Source organism: Pedobacter immunditicola, assembly GCF_037482985.1.
Classification (GTDB): domain Bacteria; phylum Bacteroidota; class Bacteroidia; order Sphingobacteriales; family Sphingobacteriaceae; genus Pedobacter; species Pedobacter immunditicola.
In genome coordinates this window covers 584998-609735 of record NZ_JBBHKC010000001.1, presented here as the reverse complement: position 1 = coordinate 609735, position 24738 = coordinate 584998, and the positions used below count along the sequence as shown (strand labels likewise).

The 24738-nt window shown below is 41.6% G+C and carries 21 protein-coding genes and 3 tRNA genes; 12 read left to right on the top strand and 12 right to left on the bottom strand.

Annotation, left to right across the window (positions count from 1 at the left end):
• Positions 1 to 87: 87 nt before the first annotated feature.
• Complete coding sequence (locus WG905_RS02535) at positions 88 to 903, bottom strand: SDR family oxidoreductase (RefSeq protein ID WP_339590117.1); 816 nt, start codon at positions 901 to 903, stop codon at positions 88 to 90.
• Positions 904 to 912: 9 nt separating this feature from the next.
• Positions 913 to 1527 carry a recombination mediator RecR gene (gene recR, locus WG905_RS02530; protein ID WP_339590116.1) on the bottom strand — a complete coding sequence of 205 codons (615 nt, stop codon included), beginning with the start codon at positions 1525 to 1527 and terminating at the stop codon, positions 913 to 915.
• Positions 1528 to 1611: 84 nt separating this feature from the next.
• Between recR and WG905_RS02525 the strand changes: the two genes are divergently transcribed.
• Positions 1612 to 3090 (top strand): sodium:solute symporter, encoded by a 1479-nt coding sequence (locus tag WG905_RS02525; protein ID WP_339590115.1) that lies wholly within the window; start codon positions 1612 to 1614, stop codon positions 3088 to 3090.
• Between the two features lie 18 nt (positions 3091 to 3108).
• Complete coding sequence (locus WG905_RS02520) at positions 3109 to 3816, top strand: LOG family protein (protein WP_339590114.1); 708 nt, start codon at positions 3109 to 3111, stop codon at positions 3814 to 3816.
• A gap of 530 nt (positions 3817 to 4346) precedes the next feature.
• Here WG905_RS02520 and WG905_RS02515 read toward each other — a convergent pair.
• From WG905_RS02515 to proB, 4 genes are all read right to left on the bottom strand, one after another.
• Complete coding sequence (locus WG905_RS02515; RefSeq protein ID WP_339590113.1) at positions 4347 to 4952, bottom strand: DUF502 domain-containing protein; 606 nt, start codon at positions 4950 to 4952, stop codon at positions 4347 to 4349.
• 9 nt (positions 4953 to 4961) lie between these two features.
• Entirely contained in the window at positions 4962 to 7439 is a 2478-nt protein-coding gene (locus tag WG905_RS02510) for a bifunctional UDP-N-acetylmuramoyl-tripeptide:D-alanyl-D-alanine ligase/alanine racemase (RefSeq protein WP_339590112.1), read from the bottom strand.
• A 3-nt stretch (positions 7440 to 7442) separates the two neighbouring features.
• Positions 7443 to 8687, bottom strand: a complete 1245-nt coding sequence (locus tag WG905_RS02505) for a glutamate-5-semialdehyde dehydrogenase (protein ID WP_339590111.1) — start codon at positions 8685 to 8687, stop codon at positions 7443 to 7445.
• Between the two features lie 63 nt (positions 8688 to 8750).
• Complete coding sequence (gene proB, locus WG905_RS02500) at positions 8751 to 9830, bottom strand: glutamate 5-kinase (protein ID WP_339590110.1); 1080 nt, start codon at positions 9828 to 9830, stop codon at positions 8751 to 8753.
• A 191-nt stretch (positions 9831 to 10021) separates the two neighbouring features.
• Here proB and WG905_RS02495 point away from each other — a divergent pair, with 191 nt between their 5' ends.
• The 5 genes from WG905_RS02495 (at position 10022) to WG905_RS02475 (ending at position 11788) form a co-directional block, all read left to right on the top strand.
• Complete coding sequence (locus tag WG905_RS02495) at positions 10022 to 10510, top strand: regulatory protein RecX (protein ID WP_339590109.1); 489 nt, start codon at positions 10022 to 10024, stop codon at positions 10508 to 10510.
• A 134-nt stretch (positions 10511 to 10644) separates the two neighbouring features.
• Positions 10645 to 10717: transfer RNA gene (locus WG905_RS02490), tRNA-Gly, on the top strand.
• Between the two features lie 48 nt (positions 10718 to 10765).
• Positions 10766 to 10850 (top strand) — tRNA-Leu (locus tag WG905_RS02485).
• A gap of 51 nt (positions 10851 to 10901) precedes the next feature.
• Positions 10902 to 10974 (top strand) — tRNA-Thr (locus WG905_RS02480).
• A 598-nt stretch (positions 10975 to 11572) separates the two neighbouring features.
• Positions 11573 to 11788 (top strand): hypothetical protein, encoded by a 216-nt coding sequence (locus WG905_RS02475; protein WP_339590108.1) that lies wholly within the window; start codon positions 11573 to 11575, stop codon positions 11786 to 11788.
• Positions 11789 to 11826: 38 nt separating this feature from the next.
• On the opposite strand, the gene WG905_RS02470 is transcribed toward WG905_RS02475, so the two are convergent.
• Positions 11827 to 12213, bottom strand: a complete 387-nt coding sequence (locus tag WG905_RS02470) for an SPW repeat protein (RefSeq protein ID WP_339590107.1) — start codon at positions 12211 to 12213, stop codon at positions 11827 to 11829.
• A gap of 259 nt (positions 12214 to 12472) precedes the next feature.
• On the opposite strand from WG905_RS02470, the gene WG905_RS02465 reads away from it, so the two are divergent.
• A complete protein-coding gene (locus WG905_RS02465; protein WP_339590106.1) occupies positions 12473 to 13045 on the top strand; it encodes an HdeD family acid-resistance protein in 573 nt (190 codons plus the stop codon).
• Between the two features lie 49 nt (positions 13046 to 13094).
• Positions 13095 to 15689, top strand: a complete 2595-nt coding sequence (locus WG905_RS02460) for a cation-translocating P-type ATPase (RefSeq protein ID WP_339590105.1) — start codon at positions 13095 to 13097, stop codon at positions 15687 to 15689.
• Here the strand turns inward: WG905_RS02460 and WG905_RS02455 are convergent.
• On the bottom strand, positions 15644 to 17158 hold the full coding sequence (locus WG905_RS02455; RefSeq protein WP_339590104.1) for an NAD(P)H-dependent oxidoreductase: 1515 nt from the start codon (positions 17156 to 17158) through the stop codon (positions 15644 to 15646). The two genes, WG905_RS02460 and WG905_RS02455, sit on opposite strands and share 46 nt — an antisense overlap.
• 300 nt (positions 17159 to 17458) lie before the next feature.
• Between WG905_RS02455 and WG905_RS02450 the strand changes: the two genes are divergently transcribed.
• The 3 genes from WG905_RS02450 to WG905_RS02440 all read left to right on the top strand — a co-directional run bounded on the left by WG905_RS02450 (position 17459) and on the right by WG905_RS02440 (position 19482).
• Positions 17459 to 17665 (top strand): hypothetical protein, encoded by a 207-nt coding sequence (locus WG905_RS02450; RefSeq protein WP_339590103.1) that lies wholly within the window; start codon positions 17459 to 17461, stop codon positions 17663 to 17665.
• Between the two features lie 90 nt (positions 17666 to 17755).
• Positions 17756 to 18955, top strand: coding sequence for a nicotinate phosphoribosyltransferase (pncB, locus tag WG905_RS02445; RefSeq protein ID WP_339590131.1), 1200 nt, complete (start codon positions 17756 to 17758; stop codon positions 18953 to 18955).
• Between the two features lie 104 nt (positions 18956 to 19059).
• Positions 19060 to 19482, top strand: a complete 423-nt coding sequence (locus WG905_RS02440) for a secondary thiamine-phosphate synthase enzyme YjbQ (protein WP_339590102.1) — start codon at positions 19060 to 19062, stop codon at positions 19480 to 19482.
• Here the strand turns inward: WG905_RS02440 and WG905_RS02435 are convergent.
• The 4 genes from WG905_RS02435 to WG905_RS02420 form a co-directional block, all read right to left on the bottom strand.
• On the bottom strand, positions 19463 to 20515 hold the full coding sequence (locus tag WG905_RS02435) for a WD40/YVTN/BNR-like repeat-containing protein (RefSeq protein WP_339590101.1): 1053 nt from the start codon (positions 20513 to 20515) through the stop codon (positions 19463 to 19465). The two genes, WG905_RS02440 and WG905_RS02435, sit on opposite strands and share 20 nt — an antisense overlap.
• An 11-nt stretch (positions 20516 to 20526) precedes the next feature.
• Entirely contained in the window at positions 20527 to 20958 is a 432-nt protein-coding gene (locus WG905_RS02430; protein ID WP_339590100.1) for a DUF2147 domain-containing protein, read from the bottom strand.
• Positions 20959 to 21023: 65 nt separating this feature from the next.
• Complete coding sequence (locus tag WG905_RS02425) at positions 21024 to 21209, bottom strand: hypothetical protein (protein WP_339590099.1); 186 nt, start codon at positions 21207 to 21209, stop codon at positions 21024 to 21026.
• Positions 21210 to 21524: 315 nt separating this feature from the next.
• Entirely contained in the window at positions 21525 to 24737 is a 3213-nt protein-coding gene (locus tag WG905_RS02420; protein WP_339590098.1) for an efflux RND transporter permease subunit, read from the bottom strand.
• Between the last annotated feature and the right edge of the window lies 1 nt (position 24738).

The following is a 24738-nucleotide window of genomic DNA, read 5'->3' as shown; positions in this document are numbered from 1 at the left end:
ATACAAAGATGGAATTGTTTTTGCAAAACAGCAAATCTTTCTCAAAATATTATTTTTCTTTCTCAAAATGCGCTTTGATAACCTATTTTACTTGATTAATGCATTCTTTTCCTTGGTGAAGTGATTAAAAACCAATTTATCTGCAAGTGAAGGCAGTAATTTATTGAGCAATACGGTTAGTTTTCCCTGGGCGGTCATCACTAAAGTTCTTTTTCGGGCAGCGATGCCATCCACCATATTTTTAGCTACCTCTTCAGCGCTCATCATTTTGCCTTCTTCCATGCTGGTTTCCCCATGTGCCTGACCATCTTTAGCCAATGCCGTAACCCTGATATTGGAGGCTGTAAAACCCGGGCAAGCGACCATCACATGAACACCACTGTGCAAGAGTTCTGTACGCAAGGACTCCATGAAACCATTCATTGCAAACTTCGATGCTGAATAGCCAGTTCTGCCTGGTAAACCGCGGTACCCCGCAATAGAAGACACACCAACGAGACTGCCTTTGGTTTTAAGGATTTCTGGCAAAGCATATTTACTGCAATAAACCGTGCCCCAGAAATTAACATCCATCAGGTTTTTAAGAACAGCCAGGTCCAGGTCGGCAAAAAGGGCACGCATAGAGATACCGGCATTATTGATGAGCACATCGATTTTACCGAAGGTGCTTACGGCCTGGCTGATCAGCAGCTTACAATCTTCTTCCTTGCTTACATCTACCTGAACGGCGACAGCCTTAATGCCATAAGTATTTTCCAGTGCAGCAGTAATTTCACAAAGACTAACATATTGCCTGGCGGCCAGCACCAGGTTTGCGCCCCTGGAGGCAAATTCTTCTGCACAAGCTTTACCTATACCCGAAGATGCACCGGTAATAACAACAACTTTATTCTTAAAATTCATGGAAGATGATTATTTGATAGCACTTTCATAAGGTATCCGGGTTACAATAGATCTTCCCAGGGTAATTTCATCGGCATATTCAAGCTCGCCGCCAAAGGCTATGCCCCTGGCAATGGTCGTAATTGGAATTTGAAAGTCCTTCAGTCTTTTATATAAGTAAAAGATAGTGGTATCGCCTTCCATGGTCGCACTTAAAGCAAGGATGATCTCCTTCACCGGCGTGGTTGCCACCCGCTGTACTAAAGAATCAATGAACAGATCAGAAGGGCCTACCCCGTCCATAGGAGAAATTAAGCCACCTAAAACATGGTAAACACCAAAATATTGTGAAGTATTTTCTACAGCCATCACATCCCTGGTATCTTCTACCACACAAATGGTTTCCTTTTCCCTTTTTTGGGATGCACAAATGTCACAGATATCCCGATCGGAAATGTTATGACATATGTTACAGTGTTTTATCTCGTGCCGGAGCTTGATAATGGTATTCCCAAATTGACTGACCTCTTCCTTCTCCCTGTTTAATAAATGCAGTACCAGCCGCAGTGCAGTCTTTTGTCCTACCCCAGGCAATTTCGCGAATTCATTTACCGCATCCTCAAGTAATTTCGAAGAAAAATTCATTTTACAAATTTATATTTATCTTCGGTTAATTATTTTAAAAAAACTAATTTATTACCCGCACATTCTGAACTATACAATTACACTATGACCCCAGCTTTACTCCTCTCTTTTTTAATAGGTTATTTCGCTCTACTTATTGCCGTCGCTTATTTTACATCAAGAAAACACTCCGACAATTCCGCCTTTTTTATTGCTAACCGAAACTCCAAATGGTACCTGGTCGCTTTCGGTATGATTGGTACAGCCTTGTCGGGTGTAACTTTTATATCTGTACCCGGTGCAGTAGGTAAAAGTGAATTTGGCTACTTCCAGTTCATTCTGGGTAATGCTGTCGGTTTTATCATCATTGCCACCGTGCTGCTGCCCTTGTATTACCGCCTGAATATCATTTCCATTTATACTTACCTCGAAAGACGGTTTGGCTTTTGGAGTTACAAATCAGGAGCGGTAATTTTCCTGGTTTCACGGACCATTGGATCTGCCTTCAGGTTATACCTGGTTGCCATTGTGTTACAACGGTTTATATTCGATGCCTGGAATGTCCCATTCTGGGTAACCATTGTGATCTGTTTGGTACTGATATGGGCATACACCCATAAAGGAGGATTAAAAACAATTATCATTACCGATACGTTACAAACAGTATTCCTGATCCTTGCCGTTATTTTGTCAATTTATTTTATTGCAGACTCTTTAAATTTAGATGTCGTAGGCACTATTGAAGCGGTAAAAGACAGCAGTTATGCCAAGATGTTTTTCTGGGAAGATTTTTTAGGAAGTAAAACACATTTCCTGAAGCATTTTCTGGGTGGGATATTCGTAACAATCGCGATGACTGGCCTTGACCAGGATTTAATGCAAAAGAACCTGAGTATGGGAACCATCAAAGAGGCGCAAAAAAATATGTTTACTTTTACCGGTGTCTTTGTGGTTTTAAACATTCTATTCCTAAGTGTTGGTGCGTTATTGTACTTGTATGCAGAAAGAAATGGCATCGATGTAGCTTCAATGCCAACTCCTGACTACTTATATCCGGAAATAGCCTTGAACCATTTGAATATGATACCGGGTGTGATCTTTATGCTGGGCCTAACGGCAGCTACTTTCGCAACTACAGATTCGGCCTTAACCGCTTTAACCACATCTTTTTGTATAGATTTTTTACATTTTGATAAAAAAGCTGATCAAAATGATCCTAAATTAGTAACCCAGAGACATTTTGTACATATAGGGTTCTCTGTTTTGATGGTGATTGTGATTTTGATTTTCAAACTCATCAATGATGAATCGGTGGTTAATGCAATATTTAAGGCAGCAGGTTATACTTATGGCCCGTTACTTGGTTTGTTTACTTTTGGGATATTAACGAAGAGAGCGGTAAAAGATAATCTAGTGCCTTACCTTTGTATACTATCACCTATTTTGTGTTTAATTATTGATTACAACTCCATGAGTTGGTTTAGTTATGCGCTGGGCTTTGAGTTGATCATATTGAATGGATTAATTACATTTTTACTCCTTTGGGTGACAGGAAAAACAGCGACTACGCAAACGAAATTTTAAGATATTAATCTACCAGGAATGACAAGTGAAGAAAAAATTAGAAGTGCTTTTGAGAATAAAAACTGGCAGGAGATTAAAGTAACCGACTCCTGGCAGATTTTTAAGATCATGGCCGAGTTTGTTGATGGTTTTGAAAAATTAGCTAAAATAGGCCCCTGCGTATCTATCTTCGGATCAGCAAGGACTGCCGAAACCAATCCTTATTATGAGATCGCTGTGGAATGTGCCCGTTTATTAACCGACCGGGGTTATGGCGTGATCACTGGCGGCGGGCCAGGTATTATGGAAGCAGCCAATAAAGGCGCGCATTTGAATGGTGGAAAATCTGTAGGTTTAAATATTGACTTGCCTTTTGAGCAATTCCATAATAAGTACATTGACCATAACAAACTCCTGGAATTTGATTACTTTTTTATCAGGAAGGTGATGTTTATGAAATACTCCCAGGGCTTTATTGTACTGCCGGGCGGTATGGGTACCATGGATGAATTATTTGAAGCGATTACCTTAATCCAGACAGGCAAGGTAGCACGTTTCCCGATTGTACTGGTGGGAAAGGAATACTGGAGCGGATTAGTGGAGTGGATCACCAACACCATGTTGAAAACCGAACATAACATCCATGCTGAGGATCTGAATCTATTCCGCCTGGTGGATACCGCTGAGGAAGCCGCTGAACATATCTTCAGGTTCTATGACAAGTATGTATTAAAACCTAACTTTTAAGCTCCCTGAGCTAAATGATTCTTTAAAACAAAAGCCTTTGAATGTCGGACATTCAAAGGCTTTTGTTTTATAAGAGATTTTTCAAGTCGACATCAAACCGAATTCGTTTGAATTGACTATCGAATTCTGTGTGGGAATGTTTAGTTTGAATTTTTGCGGTATATGGTATATAACATTTAGCGCAAGCCCCCTAAATTGAAAATCAGAGGCTTCAAATTGACAAGCAAGCAATCAAAATAAAAAAGCAACTGTCCTAACCTCACATTAAGACTATGTACTAACAAACCAGCCTGACAACCTTGCCCGGAACCGGAACTTATATCTGGTGATAACTAGTCATTTAGCGCAAGAGCCTTAAATGAAACAAGCTAGCGCTTTAAATTAACAAGTAATTATAAAATAACCTGCCTGTATTATTGTCAAAAAACTTGGATGCTGTAAGCCGACATCCAAATGTTTTGCCCTTCCGCAAAAGATTTGAGGAGGTGAACAGCATTCAAGTTTTTCACATTGTTATTGACCTTGTTATCTTAACTTATCGTCGCTTTAAAATGACTAACGCCACCAGACACCACTAGCTTCATGGCATCAGCCGCACTCATTTTCAGCGGACTAATCCGCTCCCTTTTCACCACATACACTTGTCCGGCAAATGAATAAGAAAAAGGGAAATAAACGATCACTTCGCCTGGCAGGCCAATAGACTTAAGATCCTGCTGGGTGAGAAATCCAATTCTTTTAAGCTCTCCTTCCACTTCCACCAAAACAGGGTGATTGAACTTCTTTTCATCACCAACAAAAGCCTCGGTAAGGTCTTTAATGGAAGAATAAATGAACTTGATAATCGGCAGGCGGTTCATGATCTTCTGAAACCACTTCAACATCGGTTCTGTTACAAAATTAGTAACGAAAATACCGGCGATTAAGATAATTCCGACCACAAGGGCGAGGCCTAAACCAGGGATATTTCTGCTGGCGCCCGTCCGGGGATCTACCCCCAGTATGTTATTCACATTCAGCCAGCTATCTACGGTTGTTACACCCCAGATAACGATAAGAACACTCAAAGAAATTGGCAGTACAATCAACAATCCTTTAATGAGGTAATTAAGTAAGGCTCTTCCAACTCTGTTCATGCTGCAATATTACTCATAATAATAGATTCGTTTCACTCTTTGAGAAATATTTGTGAGGATCTCATAGGGTATCGTATTAATTTGTTTTGCCAGGTCGGCAATAGTCAGCTGGTCGTTAAAAACAATCACCTCATCCCCATTTTTGACATCAATACCAGAGACATCCAGCATGCACATGTCCATACAAATGGAGCCGACAGTAGGAACTATTTTTCCATGGATCAGCATCTTACCTACGCCATGACCAAAGTCCCTGCGATACCCATCCGCATAGCCAATCTTTACCGTCGCAATGGTTCCACCCTCCGCTAGCGCACCCTGGCGACCATAACCAATCGTCTCCGTACTTTTAAGTTTTTTAATTTGTGTTACTGTTGTTTTTAATATAGCTACCGTATGCAAGCCTCTGCTGTGCGGCAAGCCTGCATCAAAACCATATAGACCAATGCCCAGGCGCACCATATCCAATTGAGCCGCTGGAAACCTCGTGATTGCAGCCGTATTAGCGATATGCCGGATAAATTTATAGCCCAGTTCCATTTCAATTCTTTCGGTGATTTCCAGGAAACGATCGATTTGATGCTGGCTAAATTCATCATGCAACTCTTCGTCACTGCCCACAAGATGAGAAAACACAGACATCACCTTAAACTTATCTGCAGTTTTAAGGGTGATTAATAAATCAGTGATTTCCGTTTCCTCAAAACCTAACCTGTGCATGCCCGTATCGATTTTTAAATGAACCGGATAAGGATGAGCAAGATCGATGAGAAAATCCAGAAAACTCTGCAAGATATCCAGGTTGTAAAGTTCCGGCTCCAGTTTATACTTCACAATGGCTTCGAAAGCGGACGGCTCAGGACTCATCACCATGATAGGCAAGGTAATTCCAGCTTTCCTTAACGCAATCCCTTCATCAGTATAGGCAACAGCAAGGTAATCCACTTTATGGTATTGTAACACATTGGCAATTTCAAAACTTCCGCTGCCGTAGGAAAAGGCCTTTACCATGGCCATCACCTTTACCCCTTTTCTTAACTTATATTTATAAAACCTGAGGTTGCTGGCCAGGGCGTTTAAATTTATTTCCATGACCGTATCGTGGATTTTTTGGGTCAGTAGTTTACTGATGCGTTCAAACTCAAATTTCCGGGCGCCTTTAACCAGGATGGTTTCATTGGCAAAATGCTGACCGGGGAAATCATCGATAAAAGCTTGAGTGGAAACGTAAAATTGTGCATCAAGGTCAAAAAGTGCTGCGAAATCAGAGATATGCGGACCAATACCAATGAGCCTGTTCACCTGCTTTTGTTTAATTAAAGAAGCGATTTCTTCATATAAAGCTTCCTCACTTTTACCGGTTTCAAATAGATCAGAGAGGATTAAAGTTTTTTTAAGGTGCTGGTTTTGCAGGTTAAGAAAGTCCAGCGCTATGGCCAGCGAAGATATGTCCGCACTGTAAGAATCGTCAATAATGGAGCATTGGTTGATCCCGGTTTTTAATTCCAGGCGCATATTGATGCGGATTAACTTTTCCAGTCGCTGGTCTGCTTTTTCCGGAGAATAGCCCAGCGCAAGCAGCGTTGCCCAGCAAATAATGCCATTTTCTACAGAGGCCTTATCTCTGAAAGGAAGGAGGCATTCAATTTCTATGTCATTATAAACCGCCCTGATATAGGTCCGGTCTTCGATAGGCTCCATAAAAGAAACCTTGAGATCAGCCTTTTGTTTGGTGCTCCAGGAAAATTTGCGCTGACCGGGTAATTCCTTTTCAGGGATGCCCTGTGTATATTCAGGGGAGTAGATAAATATTTCTGAAGCATTGAAAAGTTTCAGCTTTTCCAGCAATTTCTCCTTTGAAGAGGAAAAGCCTTCCGCATGCGCTTCGCCAATATTGGTCAGGATACCTATAGTCGGCTGGATGATGTCGGCCAATACCTGCATCTCCTCATTTTTAGAAATCCCGGCCTCAAATATACCCAAGGTATGCTCTTCATTGAGCTGCCATAAGGATAAAGGCACCCCAATTTGGGAATTATAGCTTCTGGGGCTTCTGGCAATGTTATAATCATGAGCAAGCAACTGGTACAGCCATTCTTTCACCATGGTCTTCCCGTTACTGCCCGTAATGGCGATCACGGGAATATCATACAGCTGGCGCTTGTATTTACCTAAACTTTGTAAAGCCAAACGTACATTCTCGACCAGCAGGAAATTAGCGTCCGGATAGCGCTCCACGTATTTTTTATCGCTGATCAGGAAATTTCTAATGCCGAGCAAATAAGCATCCTCTATATACTCATGACCATCCCTTTGAGCCATTAAGGCACAAAACAAGGCATTATCAGGATTGATGATGCTTCTGCTATCGATGATCAGGCTTTCAATTTCTGTATCAGGCTGAACGAGAAATGACTCTACGTTCAAAAGAATTGATTCTGCCGCTAAAAACGAGGCAATATGCCTGATGGTATAATTAGATTCCATTGATTATCGTGTTTGTCCCTCTCCCCTAACCAGCCATTTGTAACTGGTTAATTCCTCAAGGCCCATTGGTCCCCGGGCATGTAATTTTTGTGTCGAGATACCGATCTCAGCGCCTAGTCCGAATTGCCCTCCGTCAGTAAAAGCAGTGGAAGCATTGGCATAAACCGCAGCGGCATCAACCTGGTTTAGAAATAACTCAATGTGCTGTGCGTTTTCAGAAACAATAGCCTCACTATGCTTAGAGCTGTTTTCCGCGATATGATTTAACGCCTCATTGATATCGGCTACCGTTTTTACAGCCATTTTATAAGATAAAAATTCAGTACCGTAATGTTCTGGCTTCGCAGGTTGAAGTAAATCAACCGGGTAAAAAGCCGCTAAGCACTGGTAAGCTTTTTCATCAGCATACAGCAGCACTTGCGCTGCTATTAAAGGCTGGAGCAATTCAGGCAAATCGTCGAGGCGGTTTTCATGAATCAGCAAACAATCCAGGGCATTGCAAACACTCACCCGCCTGGTTTTAGAATTAAATACAATACCTTTTCCTTTATTTAAATCGCCTTGTTCATCAAAATAAACATGAACTATGCCAGCACCGGTTTCTATGACAGGGATTTTACTGTTATCCCGGACATAGTTGATCAGCGCCTGACTGCCACGGGGAATAAGGACATCAACAAAGCCCCTCGCCTGTAACAAAGCATGGGTAGCAGAGCGGTCTGCAGGCAATAAAGTGGCCAGCGCCGGATTGAGCTTGTGTTGGTTTAAAACTTTATGGATAACGGATATAATAGCTTGATTAGAGGATTCAGCATCACTACCACCCTTTAAGATACATACATTACCGGTTTTGAAACATAAAGCGAAAACATCCAGGGTAACATTCGGGCGGGCTTCATAAATAACGCCTACGACACCCAGGGGCACCCTGACTTTAGAAATATGCAGTCCGTTGGGCATTTCCCGCTGCAATAGAACAGCACCTAAAGGATTGGGAAGTTCAGCCACTTTGCGGATATCGGCGGCAATGGAATTGATAATGGCCGGACTAAGCTTTAACCGGTCATATTTAGGATCATCTTCAGACATCAGGTCCAGGTCTTTCTGGTTGGCCTGCAGCAATAACGGTATATTTTCATCCACAGCAGCTGCCAGTTCCAATAGGATGCTGTTAATTTCGAAATTGGATAACAGGGTAATATCTTTAGTTGCCTTAAGGCTATTTTGAAAGTAAGTTTGATGTTCCATAATTTGTAATTTCTGAAGGCTATTAGCCTAGAGCATAAAAATAGTCGTAATTTCTAAAGCTGATTAGCCCACAGCATAAAAATAATTGTAATGTACCAGTGGCTTCTGACCTTTTAAACCGATTCTTTCCTGGGCTTTATCTGCACCATATTCAGCGATGCCTAAACCAATGAGCTGGTCGTCCTCACCAATTAATTTAATGATATCCCCTTTCAAGAAGGGGGCCTGGAGTTCTATAATACCAACGGGCAGAAGGCTGCTGGCTTTACCAGACATCAGCGCCTGCTGGGCACCAAGATTTAATTTAACGACACCCGTAGCCGCATTTTCTGAATGCGCGATCCATTTCTTTTTTCCTGAAGTATTCTTTTCCGCCAAAAACTGTGTATGAACTACATTACCTGCGAGAACATCTGTAATGATATGGTCTTTGGTTCCATTGGCGATATGGACAGGGATTCCCAGTTTGGCAATTTTCTGTGCCATGGATAGCTTTGTGACCATCCCTCCCCTTCCAAAACCAGATTTTGCTGTAGTGATAAAGGAAGAAAGGTTATTGGTTCCGGGTTTAATTTGTTCGATCACAGAAGTTCCTTCCTTCTTAGGGTCGCCATTATAAATACCATCTACATTGGAAAGGATAATCAGTGCATCGGCATTAAGCATGGAAGCAACCAGGCCTGCAAGTTCATCATTGTCGGTAAACATCAGCTCGGTCACCGATACCACATCATTCTCATTAACAATGGGGATGACATGGTGTTGTGAGAGTATCTCCAGGCAGTTCTTGATGTTCAGGTAATGCATCCTGTCCCGGAAATCTTCCTTGGTCACCAAAACCTGTGAACAGAGCAAGCCTTGTTTTTCAAAGAGCTGCATATAAGTGTTGATGAGCTTAATCTGCCCGATGGATGCCAGCAGCTGTCGGGCAGCAACAGCATTTTGCTTCTCCTGAATTTTAATCAGGCTTCTTCCGGAAGCAACGGCACCTGAAGAAACAAGCACTACTTCTATACCTTGTTTCTTAATGGTGGATAGCTGCATGACCAGGTGTTCTATACGACTGCTATCAGGCAATCCGTCTTCACGGGTTAATACATTGGATCCTATTTTGATGACGACCTTGCGGTAGCTAGATTTCATTTGTTCTATTATTTGTTTTCTATAGGGATTGAAGCTATCATAAGCATAATAACGTTATTACAGCTAGCTGTAAGCTTATGACGTTTTCGTGCAGACTAATGTAAGAATTAAATAAAATATAGCAGAATTATTAACGTTTTGCTGTTACAGGGATAAACAGCTGTTGATAAGAATATCGTAACATTGTAGCATTGGAAACAAATCATAAGAAACCGGCCGTTTTAGACAAGAAAGCTGCATTAGCAAAAGCGGAGCACTATTGTGCTTATCAGGAACGTTCTCAATATGAGATCAGAAATAAACTTTATGAATGGGGATTGTGGACCGCTGATGTGGAAGACCTCATCTCTGAACTGATATTAACCAACTTTCTCAATGAAGAAAGGTTTGCCAAAGCCTATGTTTCCGGGAAGTTTAATATCAACAAGTGGGGTAAAATTAAAATAAAGCAGGGCCTGCGGTTAAAAAAGGTTCCCGAAAAGATGATCACCAGGGCACTTAATGGGATAGATGAAGATGATTATTTAAAAACTATACTCGATTGTGCGGAAAAAAAATTGAGAACGATTAGTGAAAAAGATCCTTTTAAGCGGAAACATAAGCTCATTACACATCTTTTAACAAGGGGCTTTGAAAATAATTTAATTTTAGATGTGCTGAAAAACAACAACTTACTATAAACCTGAAAATTTTTTTTAAAAAAGACTTGCAGGAAATAGATTTGTGCCTATATTTGCATCACCAAAACGAAAGAAACTCTTCAAAAAACGGAAAGTTTCAAAGTTTAAAAAGACCACGGATGTGGTTAACAAATGCGAAAGTAGCTCAGTTGGTAGAGCACGACCTTGCCAAGGTCGGGGTCGCGAGTTCGAATCTCGTCTTTCGCTCTAAAAGCCTTCTCTGGAAGGCTTTTAATTTTAAAAGGTTTAACACCTGCTCAGATGGTGGAACTGGTAGACACGCAGGACTTAAAATCCTGTGACCTTAAAAGTCGTGCGGGTTCGATTCCCGCTCTGAGTACAAACGAAGTATTAGACCTGTAAGCCAAACCTTACAGGTCTTTTTTTTCAAGCCTCCTTAGCTCAGCTGGTAGAGCAACTGACTTGTAATCAGTAGGTCATTGGTTCGATCCCGATAGGAGGCTCTAAAAAATCATCTTTATTTCTGGCTAAGTGGAACCTGATCAGGAAATGGAGCATGGGTAGTTCTGTCTTTCAGACAATTTCCAAAAACATACTCCCCGATTTTTCTTCCTTGCTCTTCTCCCCTCATCACTGAATTGCGAAAATGAAAACCAACATAATCGTGAATAGGAGACCTTCACTGGTCTTACGCATCCACCACCTCATTTCTTGCTTATTGCTTATAAAGAGTACATGTACGAAGGTGGAATCAGCTCCCCTTTTATTGCCTGGTACGCTTCAAAAATAAAACCTGGCAGTAAAGGAAACTGGTCATTTTCATTGATATAGCACCAACATTTTATGAACTGGCCGGAGCCAAATCTTTTCATTGCCGGGTGAAAGCATATTACTGGTGTTGTTGATTTTAACACACTGGAAAGCAAGGAACCTCAAAACATGAAGGAGTTTAGAAAAAGTAAATTGCAGGAACCTCAAGGTCCGGCTTTAAGATTTTAATTAGTCCTTCAAACTTCACGCTGGTGCTTTTCTAGCGCTTTATAACAAATTATAATCTGATAAATTTAGAGATACCACTTCTAAAGAACAAATAATATACCCATGAAAACATTAATCCTTTTAATAAACTTTGCGCTTCCACTGCTTATTGCTTGCAGTGGAAAGAAGATTCAGGAACCTGAAAAAGACACTACAAAAATCAGCTGCCACTCCAGCACCCCTTCGCGCTTTGCAAAAATTGATACGAAAACTATTAAACCAGGGATACAAAATCCGGAGAAACCAACAAAACCCGGAGAAAACCAGGTAAACCGATAAAGTTTAAAAAAGAACCGCTCCTGGAGAGCGGTTCTTTTTTAGTGCGCATGGCCCATACCCATTCCGGACATGGAAGAATGTTGTGATGTTCTTTCCGTAAATAATCCAGCGCCTATTTCTAAAATACCTACTATTAAATGCGGTAAATAAACCTGGTCATTGAAACCCAACAACCATGGTGAAATCGCTAAAAATATACCGGCAAGCACATCCATAGTCAGGTGGGTGTTCATTGAAAGGATTTTCTTTGCGCCACCTTCATAATCGGTTATTAAAGACATCACCAGAATCAGTGCGCCGACTACAATCGCAGACCACCTGGCTGCTTCAATAGCTGCAAATCCAAAAATCCATGGTGCTGCAATCAATAAAATTCCCATGATGTAATCCAATACAGCATGAGCCTTCCTGCTAATAAATCTCATAATACTTAAATTTTAAATAATACAATAATTTACTGACATAACCCGCGCAAAGCATATGCCATAATCTTAAAATAAACACCTTGTTTTGAAGCATTTAAACTCTTTTTTACAGCACTTTCAGCAGTCCCCAATCGCCAAAACTTTTTTGAAAAACAGGCCATTATTTATCTATTTTTCGGCATATTTACTTAAAGAAGCTTACCTTACTTACAGTAATTCTCCTAAGGCCACCGTTTAGTTAACTTTAATCATTACTGTCATGGAAAATCAAAGTTTTGGTACCCTTAAAAAGAACTTTAAGTATTGGTATTTACCATTAATCCTTGGCATTGTCTTCATTTTACTTGGGATATGGATTTTTTTGACGCCGGTTGCCTCCTACCTTACGCTAGCGATACTTTTTGCATGTACGTTTCTGGTTGCCGGAATCATTGAGATAATTTATGCTATATCCAACAGAAGACATCTTCAAAGCTGGGGATGGTCTTTAGTAAGTGGAATCATCGGGCTCCTTTTCGGTCTTCTCCTTTTATCAAGACCAGAGTTTTCACTGATTACCCTCGGTTTGTTAGTAGGTTTCGGTGTACTCTTCTATTCCATCATCGCCATGGGCCGTTCCCTTGCACTGCGGAAATATAAAATTGAGGACTGGGGTTTTTCTATGGTCATCAGTGTTATTGGTCTGATCCTCGGCTTACTGATGGTTTGGAACCCTTTATTTGGTGGCTTTACAATTGTCATATATACAGCCTTCTCTTTTATCACTTTAGGGATATTCAATATTTACATATCATTTATGCTTAAAAGACTACATAACCAGACTCAAGATTAAGGGATAGGCCTCACCGCTTTGTCACTCCCGAACAACAAACCAAATACTAATGAAAGAATTTTACCAATCCACATACGAAGAAGTAATAAAAGAACTTGAGACAGCAGTAACTGGTTTAAAAAAAGAAAAAATCTCAGGCCTTCAAAACAAATACGGGAAGAATGTTTTAAAGGAAACCAAGCAAAAAAGCAGACTTACCATATTTTTATCACAGTTTAAAGACATCATGATCATCATCCTGATCGTTGCTGCAGGAATTTCATTTGCTGTGGGTGAACATACTGATGCTTATGTCATTTTGGCAATCATTATAGCCAATGCGTGGATTGGCTATACCCAAGAATACAATGCCGAAGAATCGGTGAGACTACTGCAAAAAATGTCTGCACAATATGCGTTAGTCCTGCGGGATAATAACCCTGAAGAAATAGATGCCGCTGAGCTGGTGCCAGGGGATATCCTATTATTAGAGGCCGGTGATATTGTTCCTTCAGATGCCAGACTCTTTCAAATCAGTTCCATAAAAACAGACGAAGCAGCTTTAACAGGTGAAAGCCATTCTGTAGAAAAAACGATCGATCCGCTTTCCGATAATGACCTTGGACCCGGGGATCAGCTTAACATGGTGTTCAAAGGCACCATCGTCAGTAACGGCACAGCCAAAGCCATAGTGACCACGACGGGCATGAACACCGAAATCGGAAAAATTGCCGGCATGATGGATGTTGGCAAGCAACACACACCCCTTCAGAAAAGACTGGGTGCTTTTAGTAAACAAATGGCGGTTGGGGTGATTGTCATCTGCATCGTCGTTTTTGTGATGGGACTATCCCGAGGGGAACCTGCTTTTATCATGTTCCTAACTGCCCTTTCCTTAGCGGTGGCGGCGTTGCCAGAAGCACTGCCGGCTGTAGTTACCATAGCCTTATCTAAAGGAGCCAACCGTATGGTGAAGCAAAAAGCCCTGATGAGGAAACTTCCCGCTGTTGAAACCCTGGGCTCAGTTACTTTTATCTGCTCGGATAAAACCGGAACGCTGACCCAAAACATCATGACCGTCGAAAAGATGCAGTCGACGGAGGGTCAGGAGGAATTACTGAAATATGCCATGATGCTTGATAACGAAGTCCGATTTTCCAATGATGGCAATATCTTAGGAGATTCCACTGAAACAGCATTAGTGAGTTATGCACTGGAAAATGGAATTGCGAAGGCAGAAGCCGACGGCCGGTACCCACTGATCGAAAAGCTCCCATTTGATTCGGTGCGGATGCGAATGAGCTCATTACATCAGCACCAACAACAATGGATTTTGTTTGTAAAGGGTGCACCGGTAAAAGTAACAGAAGCTTTAGCTAATGAGTATAAAGACCAAAGCCAGAAATGGCTCGACATCAATAGGGAATATGCTGCCGATGGCTTAAGGGTATTGTTTTTTGGTTACAAAATCTTTGATGAAAAACCAGCCCAAATAAATGAAGATTTAGAAAAAGATTTAAGCTTTCTCGGTTTGGCAGCAATGATAGACCCACCCCGCGAAGAAGTAATCGACGCCATCAGGGAGTGTAAACAGGCCGGTATTAAAACAGTCATGATTACCGGCGACCAGCCACTTACGGCACAGGCCATTGCAGAACGTTTGCAGATGATTGACAAGGATGCTGCTGAAATTATGACCGGTGCAGACCTGACAAAAATTACAGATGAAGAATTTAGCAGGGAAATACAGCGTATCGCTGTTTACGCAAGGGTATCTCCAGAACAAAAATTAAGAATCGTTAAAACCTTACAGGAACAAAATGAATTCGTTGCCATGACTGGTGATGGCGTTAATGATGCCCCATCTTTAAAACAGGCCGATATTGGTATAGCCATGGGAATAACCGGAACAGATGTTTCCAAAGATGCCGCGGATATGATATTGCTTGATGATAATTTCGCAACCATTGTTAAGGCGGTAAAAGAAGGCAGAAGAATTTATGAAAATATCAAGAAATTTATTCTTTATGTTCTTTCCTGCAATCTGGCCGAAATCTTAACCCTCGTGGCTGCTCCGCTATTGGGCATGGCTATTCCCTTGCTTCCTATTCATATCCTTTGGATCAACCTGGTGACAGATGGGCTACCGGGGCTGGCACTCACCTCCCAACCGGCAGAAAAAGGCATCATGGAGCGTCCACCCAGACCGCCTAAAGAAAGTTTATTTGCAGGCGGCATGATCCCTAAGATACTTTGCACCGGCGCAATGATGGCAGTGGTTGTTTTATTTGCCCAACAATATGCAGCCAGCAGTGGTTATGATGTCAGCACACAGCAAACCATGGTATTTACGCTACTTTGTTTTATACAACTGGGCAATGCCGTATCGGTCCGGCAAACTTATAATTCCATGTTTAAAGAAGGGTTCTCGAAAAACAAAGGTTTGTTTTTCATCATCCTCATCACCATGGCACTACAGCTGCTGCTGGTCTATGTTCCTTTCTTACAGCCTATATTTAAAACGGTAAGTTTAGACCAGACGATGATAACGGTCATATTAATTGCCACCGTGATTGGGGTACTCGGTATTGAACTGCTCAAGTTCTTCATCAATAAATTTTACATCAGCAAAAAGAAAGGGATTAATGCAAACCACATTAAATAGGTAAGTGACAACACCATGAGTTTATTGATGTGTTTGGGTTTATGAGCAACATTGATGTATTTTAAAAGCTCCATGATCAACCACAAAGCATGAAACACCGAAAGCACCAACAGGTAGTTATAAGCCCCGGGAACCAGGTCATTAAAATAGAGATAAAAAGAGCTGACCAATGCCATCACCGTGCAGACGATAGCGCCAAGGGCTGCTTTGTTCTTGCCAAAACGCACGGATAGACTGCGTTTGCCAGCTAACTGGTCAGCTTCATGGTCAGGAATCCCTGAAAGGGTAATGGAAGGAATGATGGAAAAAAACAAAGGAATACTGATGAGCCAGGGATAAGCATTGGTGTAAACTCCACCCTGGAATATAAAGCCGCACAATATAACCATCAAACTATGGGTAAGTCCAACAGTAACCTCCCCAAGGCTTTGGTAACTCAGCTTTAAGGGAGGAACCGTATAACCAAAGGCAAGCACCATCAATATCGCACTCAATATAAGTGTATGCCAAATTAATGCAGATGACACCAGCGTTAATGAAATAAATACGATGGGTATAGCAAGAATAACCAGCTTAACAGCCTTTTTCATTCTTTGAATGGATATGTCGCCATTGACCAGTACCCGAGATCCGCCATTGAACGGACCGTATGCTTTATTAATGGAATCAGTTTGGTAGTCGAATATTTCGTTGAGGTAAACTGTGGCCAGTTCGATCAGGAAGATGAGCAAGTAACCCAGCCAGAAAATTAGCCAGCTAAAGTCATAACCTAAACTTCGGGCTGCAAAAGCACCTACAGCGTAAGCTACCCAGGTCATGGGGTAAAACTGCAAACGTACAGCCTTCAGCCAGGGCACCATCTTGCGCCACAGGATTTCGCGCGAACTAATTACCCCTTTTTTTAGTGCCAGGCCTAAGTTATAAGTTGTTTGCAGCCATTTTTCTTTCTCCGTAGCGGTAGAATGTTTTACAGGACTAAAGTGAATGGTCCGCACAGGCGATATGCCACAGAATTGCAATGTGGCCACCTTCATGGCATGTGTACTTGGTGCCCGGATGAACGTTTTGTAAATCCATACCGGTGTATCCATAGTGATGATTACTTGCGCTGTTTTATTTTGCAGCAGTTGTTTATAGTCATCCTGCGCAATTTCATAAAAAGCAAAACCGGGAACAAAAACCCTGTCTATAAAACCTTTGAGTAAAGCAGGCATCGTTCCCCACCATACCGGGTACACAAATACCAGGTGATCGGCCCATAAAATCAATTGTTTTGCTTTAACGACATCATCTTCGGAATGCTGGTGCTGAGGCTCGGTGAGTGTCACATTTAAATTGAAGTCCAGGTCTGCGAGGGCTAGTGTTTTTATTTCAGCCCCCGCTTCTTTTGCGCCTGCTGCATAAGAAGCTGCTAAAGCGCCACAAAAACTGTCTTTCCGGGGGTGCCCTAAAATAATTAATACCTTCATATACAAGAGTTAAACAGCTAACAAGGAGCTGATGTTTGAATTAGCAAACAGAAAAACTTTAATAGCCTGACCATTAACTGCTTGCCTGGGATAAATACGGTTTTTCAATGGTTACAAATACTCACTAAATGGTTTAAAAACGGCTGAATGCTTTAAAATCAATGATTTTTCGTTATTACTTTTAAAAATTCTGCGATGTAATTCAAATATTTAGAACCTGGTATGAACAGAAATTTAAAAATGCTGTTATGATAATAATAGTCACATAAATCTATGTTAAACATTTTAAAATTTGAACCTATGAAAAAGTTATTGATCGTTGCTTTATTACTAGCATTTACGTTGCCATCATTTGCGCAGGTGCCTACCCAGGACACTACCCAGCGGACCACCGACAAAACGAAGAAACATAAAAAAGGCAAGTGGAAAGATCATAAGGATACTTCCGGAACTATGAAAAGAGATACTTCAGGAACTAATCCAACAGACACCACCAAAAGGTATTAAGCACAAAGCCCGGTTTTTATCCGGGCTTTCCTTTTTGCTATCAATAGCCATAATAGCTTATCTTTGATAGCAGATCAATGTCTTATGAATATGCCGCCTGTTTTCTCCTTCACTTCCATACTGGACAATGATTTTTACAAGTTTACCATGCAACAGGGTGTGATCAGGCTATTTCCCGGTGCAAGGGCCCGTTATACATTTATCAACCGCGGTAAACATACCTTTCCCCCTGGCTTTGCAGATATTTTCAGAAGCGCTATAAATGAAATGGCATCCTTAAGGCTGAGTCGTGAAGAGAAAAACTTTCTGGAAGTCATCTGCCCTTACCTGGATCCCGTTTACCTGGATTTTCTGGAAGGTTACCGTTATAATCCTGAAGAAGTGACCATTAAGCAGCAGGGAGACCAACTTGAAGTAAATATAGAGGGCCTATGGTACCGCACCATTTTGTGGGAAGTGCCCTTAATGGCCCTGATTTGTGAATTGTACTATAAATTCAGTACGGTGGTTAGGGTAAGTAATCAGGAGGTAATTGATATTACCCGGATGAAAATTGAAGCCTACACCAAACTTGGCGTGACTGTAGCAGAGTTCGGAACCAGGCGGAGGTATGGTTATGATGTTCATCGTCTGGTTTTACAAGCCTTAAAGGAGTACGGCACCGGTTCTTTCATTGGAAGCAGCAATGTGCACATGGCTATGCTTTATGAAACCAAACCCATCGGCACACATGCCCATGAATGGTTCATGTTTCATGCTGCGCGTTATGGCTTTAAGATGGCTAACGCAATGGGATTACAGCATTGGGTAGAAGTTTACCGCGGCGATTTAGGTATTGCTTTATCTGACACCTATACCACTGCTGTTTTCTTTAAACAATTCGACAAAATGTATTCTAAATTATTTGATGGGGTAAGGCATGACAGTGGTGATGCCCTTAAGTTTGCTGATCAGGTAATTGCACATTACAACCGGCTAGGGATAGATCCGAAAACGAAATCCATTATCTTTTCTGATTCCCTGAATTATGAAAAAGTGGCACGGATTGCGGACTATTGCCAGGGTAAAATAGGTTTGTCTTTTGGTATAGGCACTAACCTCACCAACGATGTAGGGCCGAAATCCTTGAATATCGTCATCAAAATGACTTCAGCTCAGCCACAAGATAGCGAATGGACGGAAGTCATCAAGTTGTCTGATAACGAGGAAAAACATACAGGAAATGAGCAGATGATCGAGCTTGCAAAAACAATATTGGAGATCACATCAACACCATTTCATCACCATTAAAAACAAACTATATAATAATGAAACCATCATAAGCTTGCAGTTTACAAAAAGCAATGAAAAAGCTTATGATAGCTTCATCACCATTAAAAACAAACTATATAATAATGAAAATATTTCAACACCATCTAGTTCTTGAGGAAAGAAGAAGGGGTTTTCATTTGATAACCGCCGAAATTTTAAATGCGCTACCTCAATTAAACGAAATCAAAACAGGCATTTGCCAGGTTTTTTTACAACATACTTCCGCCTCCTTATCGATCAATGAAAATGCGGCTCCTGCCGTAAGAAAAGATTTTGAGATGTTTTTCAATAAAACCGTGCCGGAGAATGATCCGGATTACAAGCACGATGATGAAGGGTCGGATGATATGCCAGCACATTTAAAAGCAGCCCTGCTGGGCAATTCTGTGATGATTCCTATTCACAACGGAAAGTTGGGCCTGGGTACATGGCAGGGAATTTATCTAGGCGAGCACCGTAATTATGGAGGAAAAAGAAAACTAGTCATTACCGTTTGGGGAGAGTAAGGCTATAAACCGTTCCTTTAGGACCAGCAAGCAAAATGAGCTTTCCCTTCTTTGCCTTTTTCACCGCATGGAAACCAAGTTCTGCAATATTTACCCAGTTCAGGCCCCCATCTTTAGAAATATCTACGCCTGAGGTTCCAACAGCCACACACAGTTTTTTATGGAGGTATAATACCCCTGAACGGTAGCCAAAGACAGACGTGTGGGGTTTGAGCCATGTCGCCCCGCCATCATTTGTTACCAGGGCGTTGTTCATACGCGCTTTATCCTGAAGGTAGTTCCCCCCTACCACAATGCCATGCTGCGCATCGAAAAAGTCTATCGAGAAAGGACCTGTACTATTTTCCCCCTGCCAAATCGGACAAGGATATTTAACCCAGGTTTGCCCGTAATTGTTGGAATGGTAAATGTTAGCCACTGCCCCACCCGTAGCAATCCATACTTTTCCCTTGTCTAATGTTTTAATGGTGGTTCCACTGGCGGCGAAAGAAGCTTCCCCTTCCTGCATTTTTATGTCTAGCTGATTAGAGATGGCTTTCCAGCTTTGCCCACCGTCATTTGTGCTAAGGATTTGCAGTTGATTGTGAATAGGATCACCAAAAATGATCCCGTTTCGGCGGTCCCAAAAATCCATTCCATCGAGAAAAATTGCAGCATCCATATTTTTATAAGTGGTCTTCCAGGTCTTGCCACCATCGGTAGTCAACAAAATATAAGCAGGGGAACCCGCATTAACCGCTACGGCATTTTGCTCATCAAATGCTTCAATATCCCTAAAATCTAAGTTTTCATACCCCTGAGGTTGCACCCATTCCCAGTGTAAGCCTCCGTTAGTGGTTTTACCGATAAAACCATTGCTCCCGCTCACCCAGGCTACCTGGTCAGAAACAACCGATAAACCGCGGATACTGGTATTGGTTCCGGATGTTAATGACCTTAATTTAAAAGATTGCTCCTTGGACAGTGTATCGGATTTGGGCTGCGCATAGGAAATAAAGGGCAGCAATAAGATCAGGCAGATAAAGTTCTTCATTAATAATTCAACTATTTAATACGTTTCCAGGTTTCAGATCTGCCGATTAAAGAAATGCCAATATACCCGCGGATATCAATCAGGTTGGTTCCTTTTGACGTGATGGTACAACTGTAAGTCTTACCCGTTTTAGGGTCATAAATTTTACCGCCTTTCCATTTGCCCTCCTCATATTTGAAATTTCTCAGGATCTCCAAACCGAGAATCGGCCTTGAAGTTAAGGCTCGGTCAGGATTTTTGTAGTCAGTCTTCTCCTTCCCTTTTTCATCCCTAGGATTTTTTAACCAAACAATCTTTCCAAAATATTTGTCCCCTTTTTTATGAATGTCAATATGTGCTTCCCCGGTTGCATTAACCCATCGGCCCAAAATGGCATCCTTATTTTGCGAATAAGCCATGAAGGAAAAGGTGATGAGCAACAATAGAATTGAAAATCTTTTCATACAGCAATTTTATATGAAGTTAAATTAAAATCACAACCTATTAAAGAATATAAATCAATGATCACCTATGGAAGGCCCTCTGCATCGGCATCCGGTACTTTAGGTGTTTCCACATGCGGTGGATCTGCGGGAGATTTTGTTTCGCTGGTTTCAGGAGCTGGAGCTGGCTTTGATTCAGGTTGCTCACCGGTATCTGCTTCTTCCGGATGCACTACCGGCTTTGGATTATTTTCTTGCTGAGTGTTCATCATTATTTCGATTGATATAAATGAGTAACATTTAATCTTTTTATAATGTTTGAATTATTAAATCAGCAAAGATCAAAACCGGTCCTTAAAAATATTCAACTACTGGTTGCCAGGGGGTTGGTAGGGCACTGGTAGGGCCTTGTCAGGGCATCGAAAGGGCCAATAGCCCTGACAAGGCCCTACCAACCCCCTGGCAATGTTGGCTCAATGGTTAAACGACCTATGAGTCACCGTAAGTCTGGCTTTAAAGAATTACAGACAAAAAAAAATCCCCACCTCAAAAAAAGAGATGGAGATTAGAGACAATTTTAGCTGAGTTTAGCGCTTGTCCACAGCTTCTGCTTCTTCAACAAGATCCTCATCCGCATGTAAGGTATCTTTATGCGCATCAGGATTATAATTTGCCTCTAATTCAGCAAGGTGTTTTTTACCATAAGCTATTTTCGTAATCAGTACAAACAATACAGGCACAACGAACAGCCCTAAAATTGTTGCTGCAAACATACCTGCAGCTACAGTCATACCAATAGTCTGGCGGGAAGCAGCACCTGCACCCTGTGAAAGAGCCAAAGGAATAATCCCTAAAATAAAGGCAAAGGATGTCATCAAAATCGGTCTCAACCTCAATTTAACTGCCTCAATAGTCGCAGGAATTAAAGGCATACCCCAATCCACACGTTCTTTGGCAAATTCAACAATCAAGATCGCATTCTTAGCCGCTAAACCAATTAAGGTAATCAAACCAATCTGCGCATAGATGTTAAGGTCCAAGTGCGGAAGAAACAAAAGGGCCACAATAGAACCAAATAAACCTAGTGGCACACTTAATAAAATGGAGAATGGTACAGACCAGCTTTCATATAAAGCAGCAAGCAGCAAGAATACAACAATTACGATCAAAGCATAAATTGTTGTAGTTGCATCACCAGACTCTTGTTCCTGCTGACTTAAACCGGAGAAGCTGTAAGAATAACCTGCGGGTAACGTTTCTGCGGCAACTTCTTCCAGCGCTTTAAGTGCGTCACCACTACTATAGCCCGGTTTAGCTCCACCATTGATCTCGATAGCCCTGAATAAATTATAGTGATTAATAATAGAAGCATTTTCTATTTTGTTATAGGTTACCATTGAACTCAAAGGCACATTGGTTCCCTGGTTATTTTTCACATACAGGTTATTCAGACTTTCTATGTTTTTCCTAAAAGTCGTATCTGCCTGGGCAACTACCCTGAAATTACGTCCGTATCTTGTGAAATCATTCACATAGCTGGAACCAAAGTAAGATGAAATTGTACTGTAAACAGCACCAATGTTAACACCCATCTTTTTAACCTGTTCACGGTCCACCTTCACTTTGTAGTTCGGGGTATTGGCAGTGAACAAAGTATAGGCCATGCCAATCTCCGGCCGTTGATTTGCTGCCGCCAGGAATTTACCTACTACAGCTTCAAAGTTTTTAATATCTCCTGTTTGCTGTTCCTGTATTTGCAGGTTAAAACCACCACTAGTACCTAAACCTGGAATTGGAGGTGGTTGAACCGCTAACACAAACCCTTCTTTATCACCGGCAAAAGCTTTTTGTACATTCGCAACGACATCCGGCAGTTCAGTTTCACGTTCATCCCAATGTTTCAGCTGCACAAAGAAGGTAGCCGCATTGGATTTAAAAGCCCGGTTCAAGATGTTAATACCGGTAATCGAAGTTACACTTGCAACAGACGGATTTTCTTTGCGGATTGTTTCACTGATACGATCAACAAAAGCTTGCGTACGCGCTGTTGATGCACCTTCAGGTAAAGAAACCCCCATTAAAAATACACCTGCATCTTCATTAGGAATGAAACCTGTAGGTTTAGCGTTGAACATAGCTAAAGTACCCACATATAGACAGCCTACAAGAACCATAACCAGCGGTGCTTTTTTCAAACACCAGCGAACGCCTTCAGAATAATTGGTGGTCACTTTTGCGAACCAGGCGTTAAACCTATAGAACCATTTATCTAAACCTTTTGATTCCTTATTCAGGCTCATCGGTTTAAGCATAATGGAACATAAGGCTGGTGTAAGCGATAAGGCGATAAAAGCCGAAATTAACACCGAAACGGCAATGGTAATGGCGAATTGCTGGTACAACTGACCAACCATTCCAGGTATAAAACCAACCGGGATAAATACTGCTGCTAAAATTAAAGCGATGGCAATTACCGGGGCGGTGATGTCCTTCATCGCTTTTCGGGTGGCCTCCGGAGCAGACAGACCTTCATGATCTATATAATGCTGTACAGCCTCCACCACCACAATGGCATCATCCACCACAATACCAATAGCCAACACGAATGCAAGCATGGTCAGGATGTTTACCGAAAAGCCAAAAAGTGTAAAGAAAATAAAGGTAGCTACAATAGATACTGGAATAGCTAATACGGGAATAAGTGTAGCCCTCCAGCTTTGAAGGAATATAAATACCACGATCGTTACCAATATCAAGGCTTCAATAAGGGTGTGAACCACACTGTTGATGGAAACGTTTACAATAGAAACAGTTTCATAACCCACTACATAATCTAAATCTTCAGGGAAGGATCTCTTAGCATTTTCAAGCGTTTGATAAATACCCTCAGCAGTTTGAACTGCATTACCACCCGGCGTCTGGTTAATACCCATCATGGATGCTACTTTTCCATTTAATTTGGAAGTGGTAGCATAAGAAAACTCACCCAGTTCTACCCGGGCAATATCTCTAAGATAAACCGGTGATCCATCCTGCGCCGTCTTTACAATAATATTTCTAAACTCTTCTTCAGTGGAAAGGTCACCATCAAGGATAACGTTATATTCGAAGGTCTGGTTGTCCATTTGTGGCGCACCCCCTACTTTACCACCGGGGATACGCGTATTTTGTTCTTGAATAGCCCCTGTCACTTCTACTGGCGTAATGCCTAAGGCAGCCATTTTGGTGGCATCCATCCAAACCCTCATACTGAAAGGCTGACCGAAAGCCATCACATCACCAACACCCTTGACCCTTAACAATGCATCCTTCAGGTAGATCTCCGCATAGTTGGAAAGGAATTTATTATCGTAAGTACCATTGGGCGAATATAAACCCAAAACCATCAGTAAATCTGTATTGGCCTTTTTGGTAATTACCCCTAAGCGTCTTACCGCTTCGGGAAGTGCAGGTTCTGCAATACCAACCCTGTTTTGAACATCCAGGGCAGCGATATCGATATCAGTACCTACTTCAAAGGTTACCGTAATTGATGAACGACCATCAGATGTACTATTGGAGGTCATGTATTTCATGCCTGGCGTACCATTAATCTGGGTTTCTATAGGAGTGGTCACAGTTTTTTCAACTGTTTCAGCATCAGCTCCTGTATAGGATGCACTCACCGTAACGGTAGGTGGAGCCACATTGGGATATTGACTGATGGGTAAGGTTGTAAGTACAATGGTACCGATCAGTACAAGTAATATGGATATGACGATGGCAGTAACCGGACGCCGTATAAATACTTCTGAAATCATA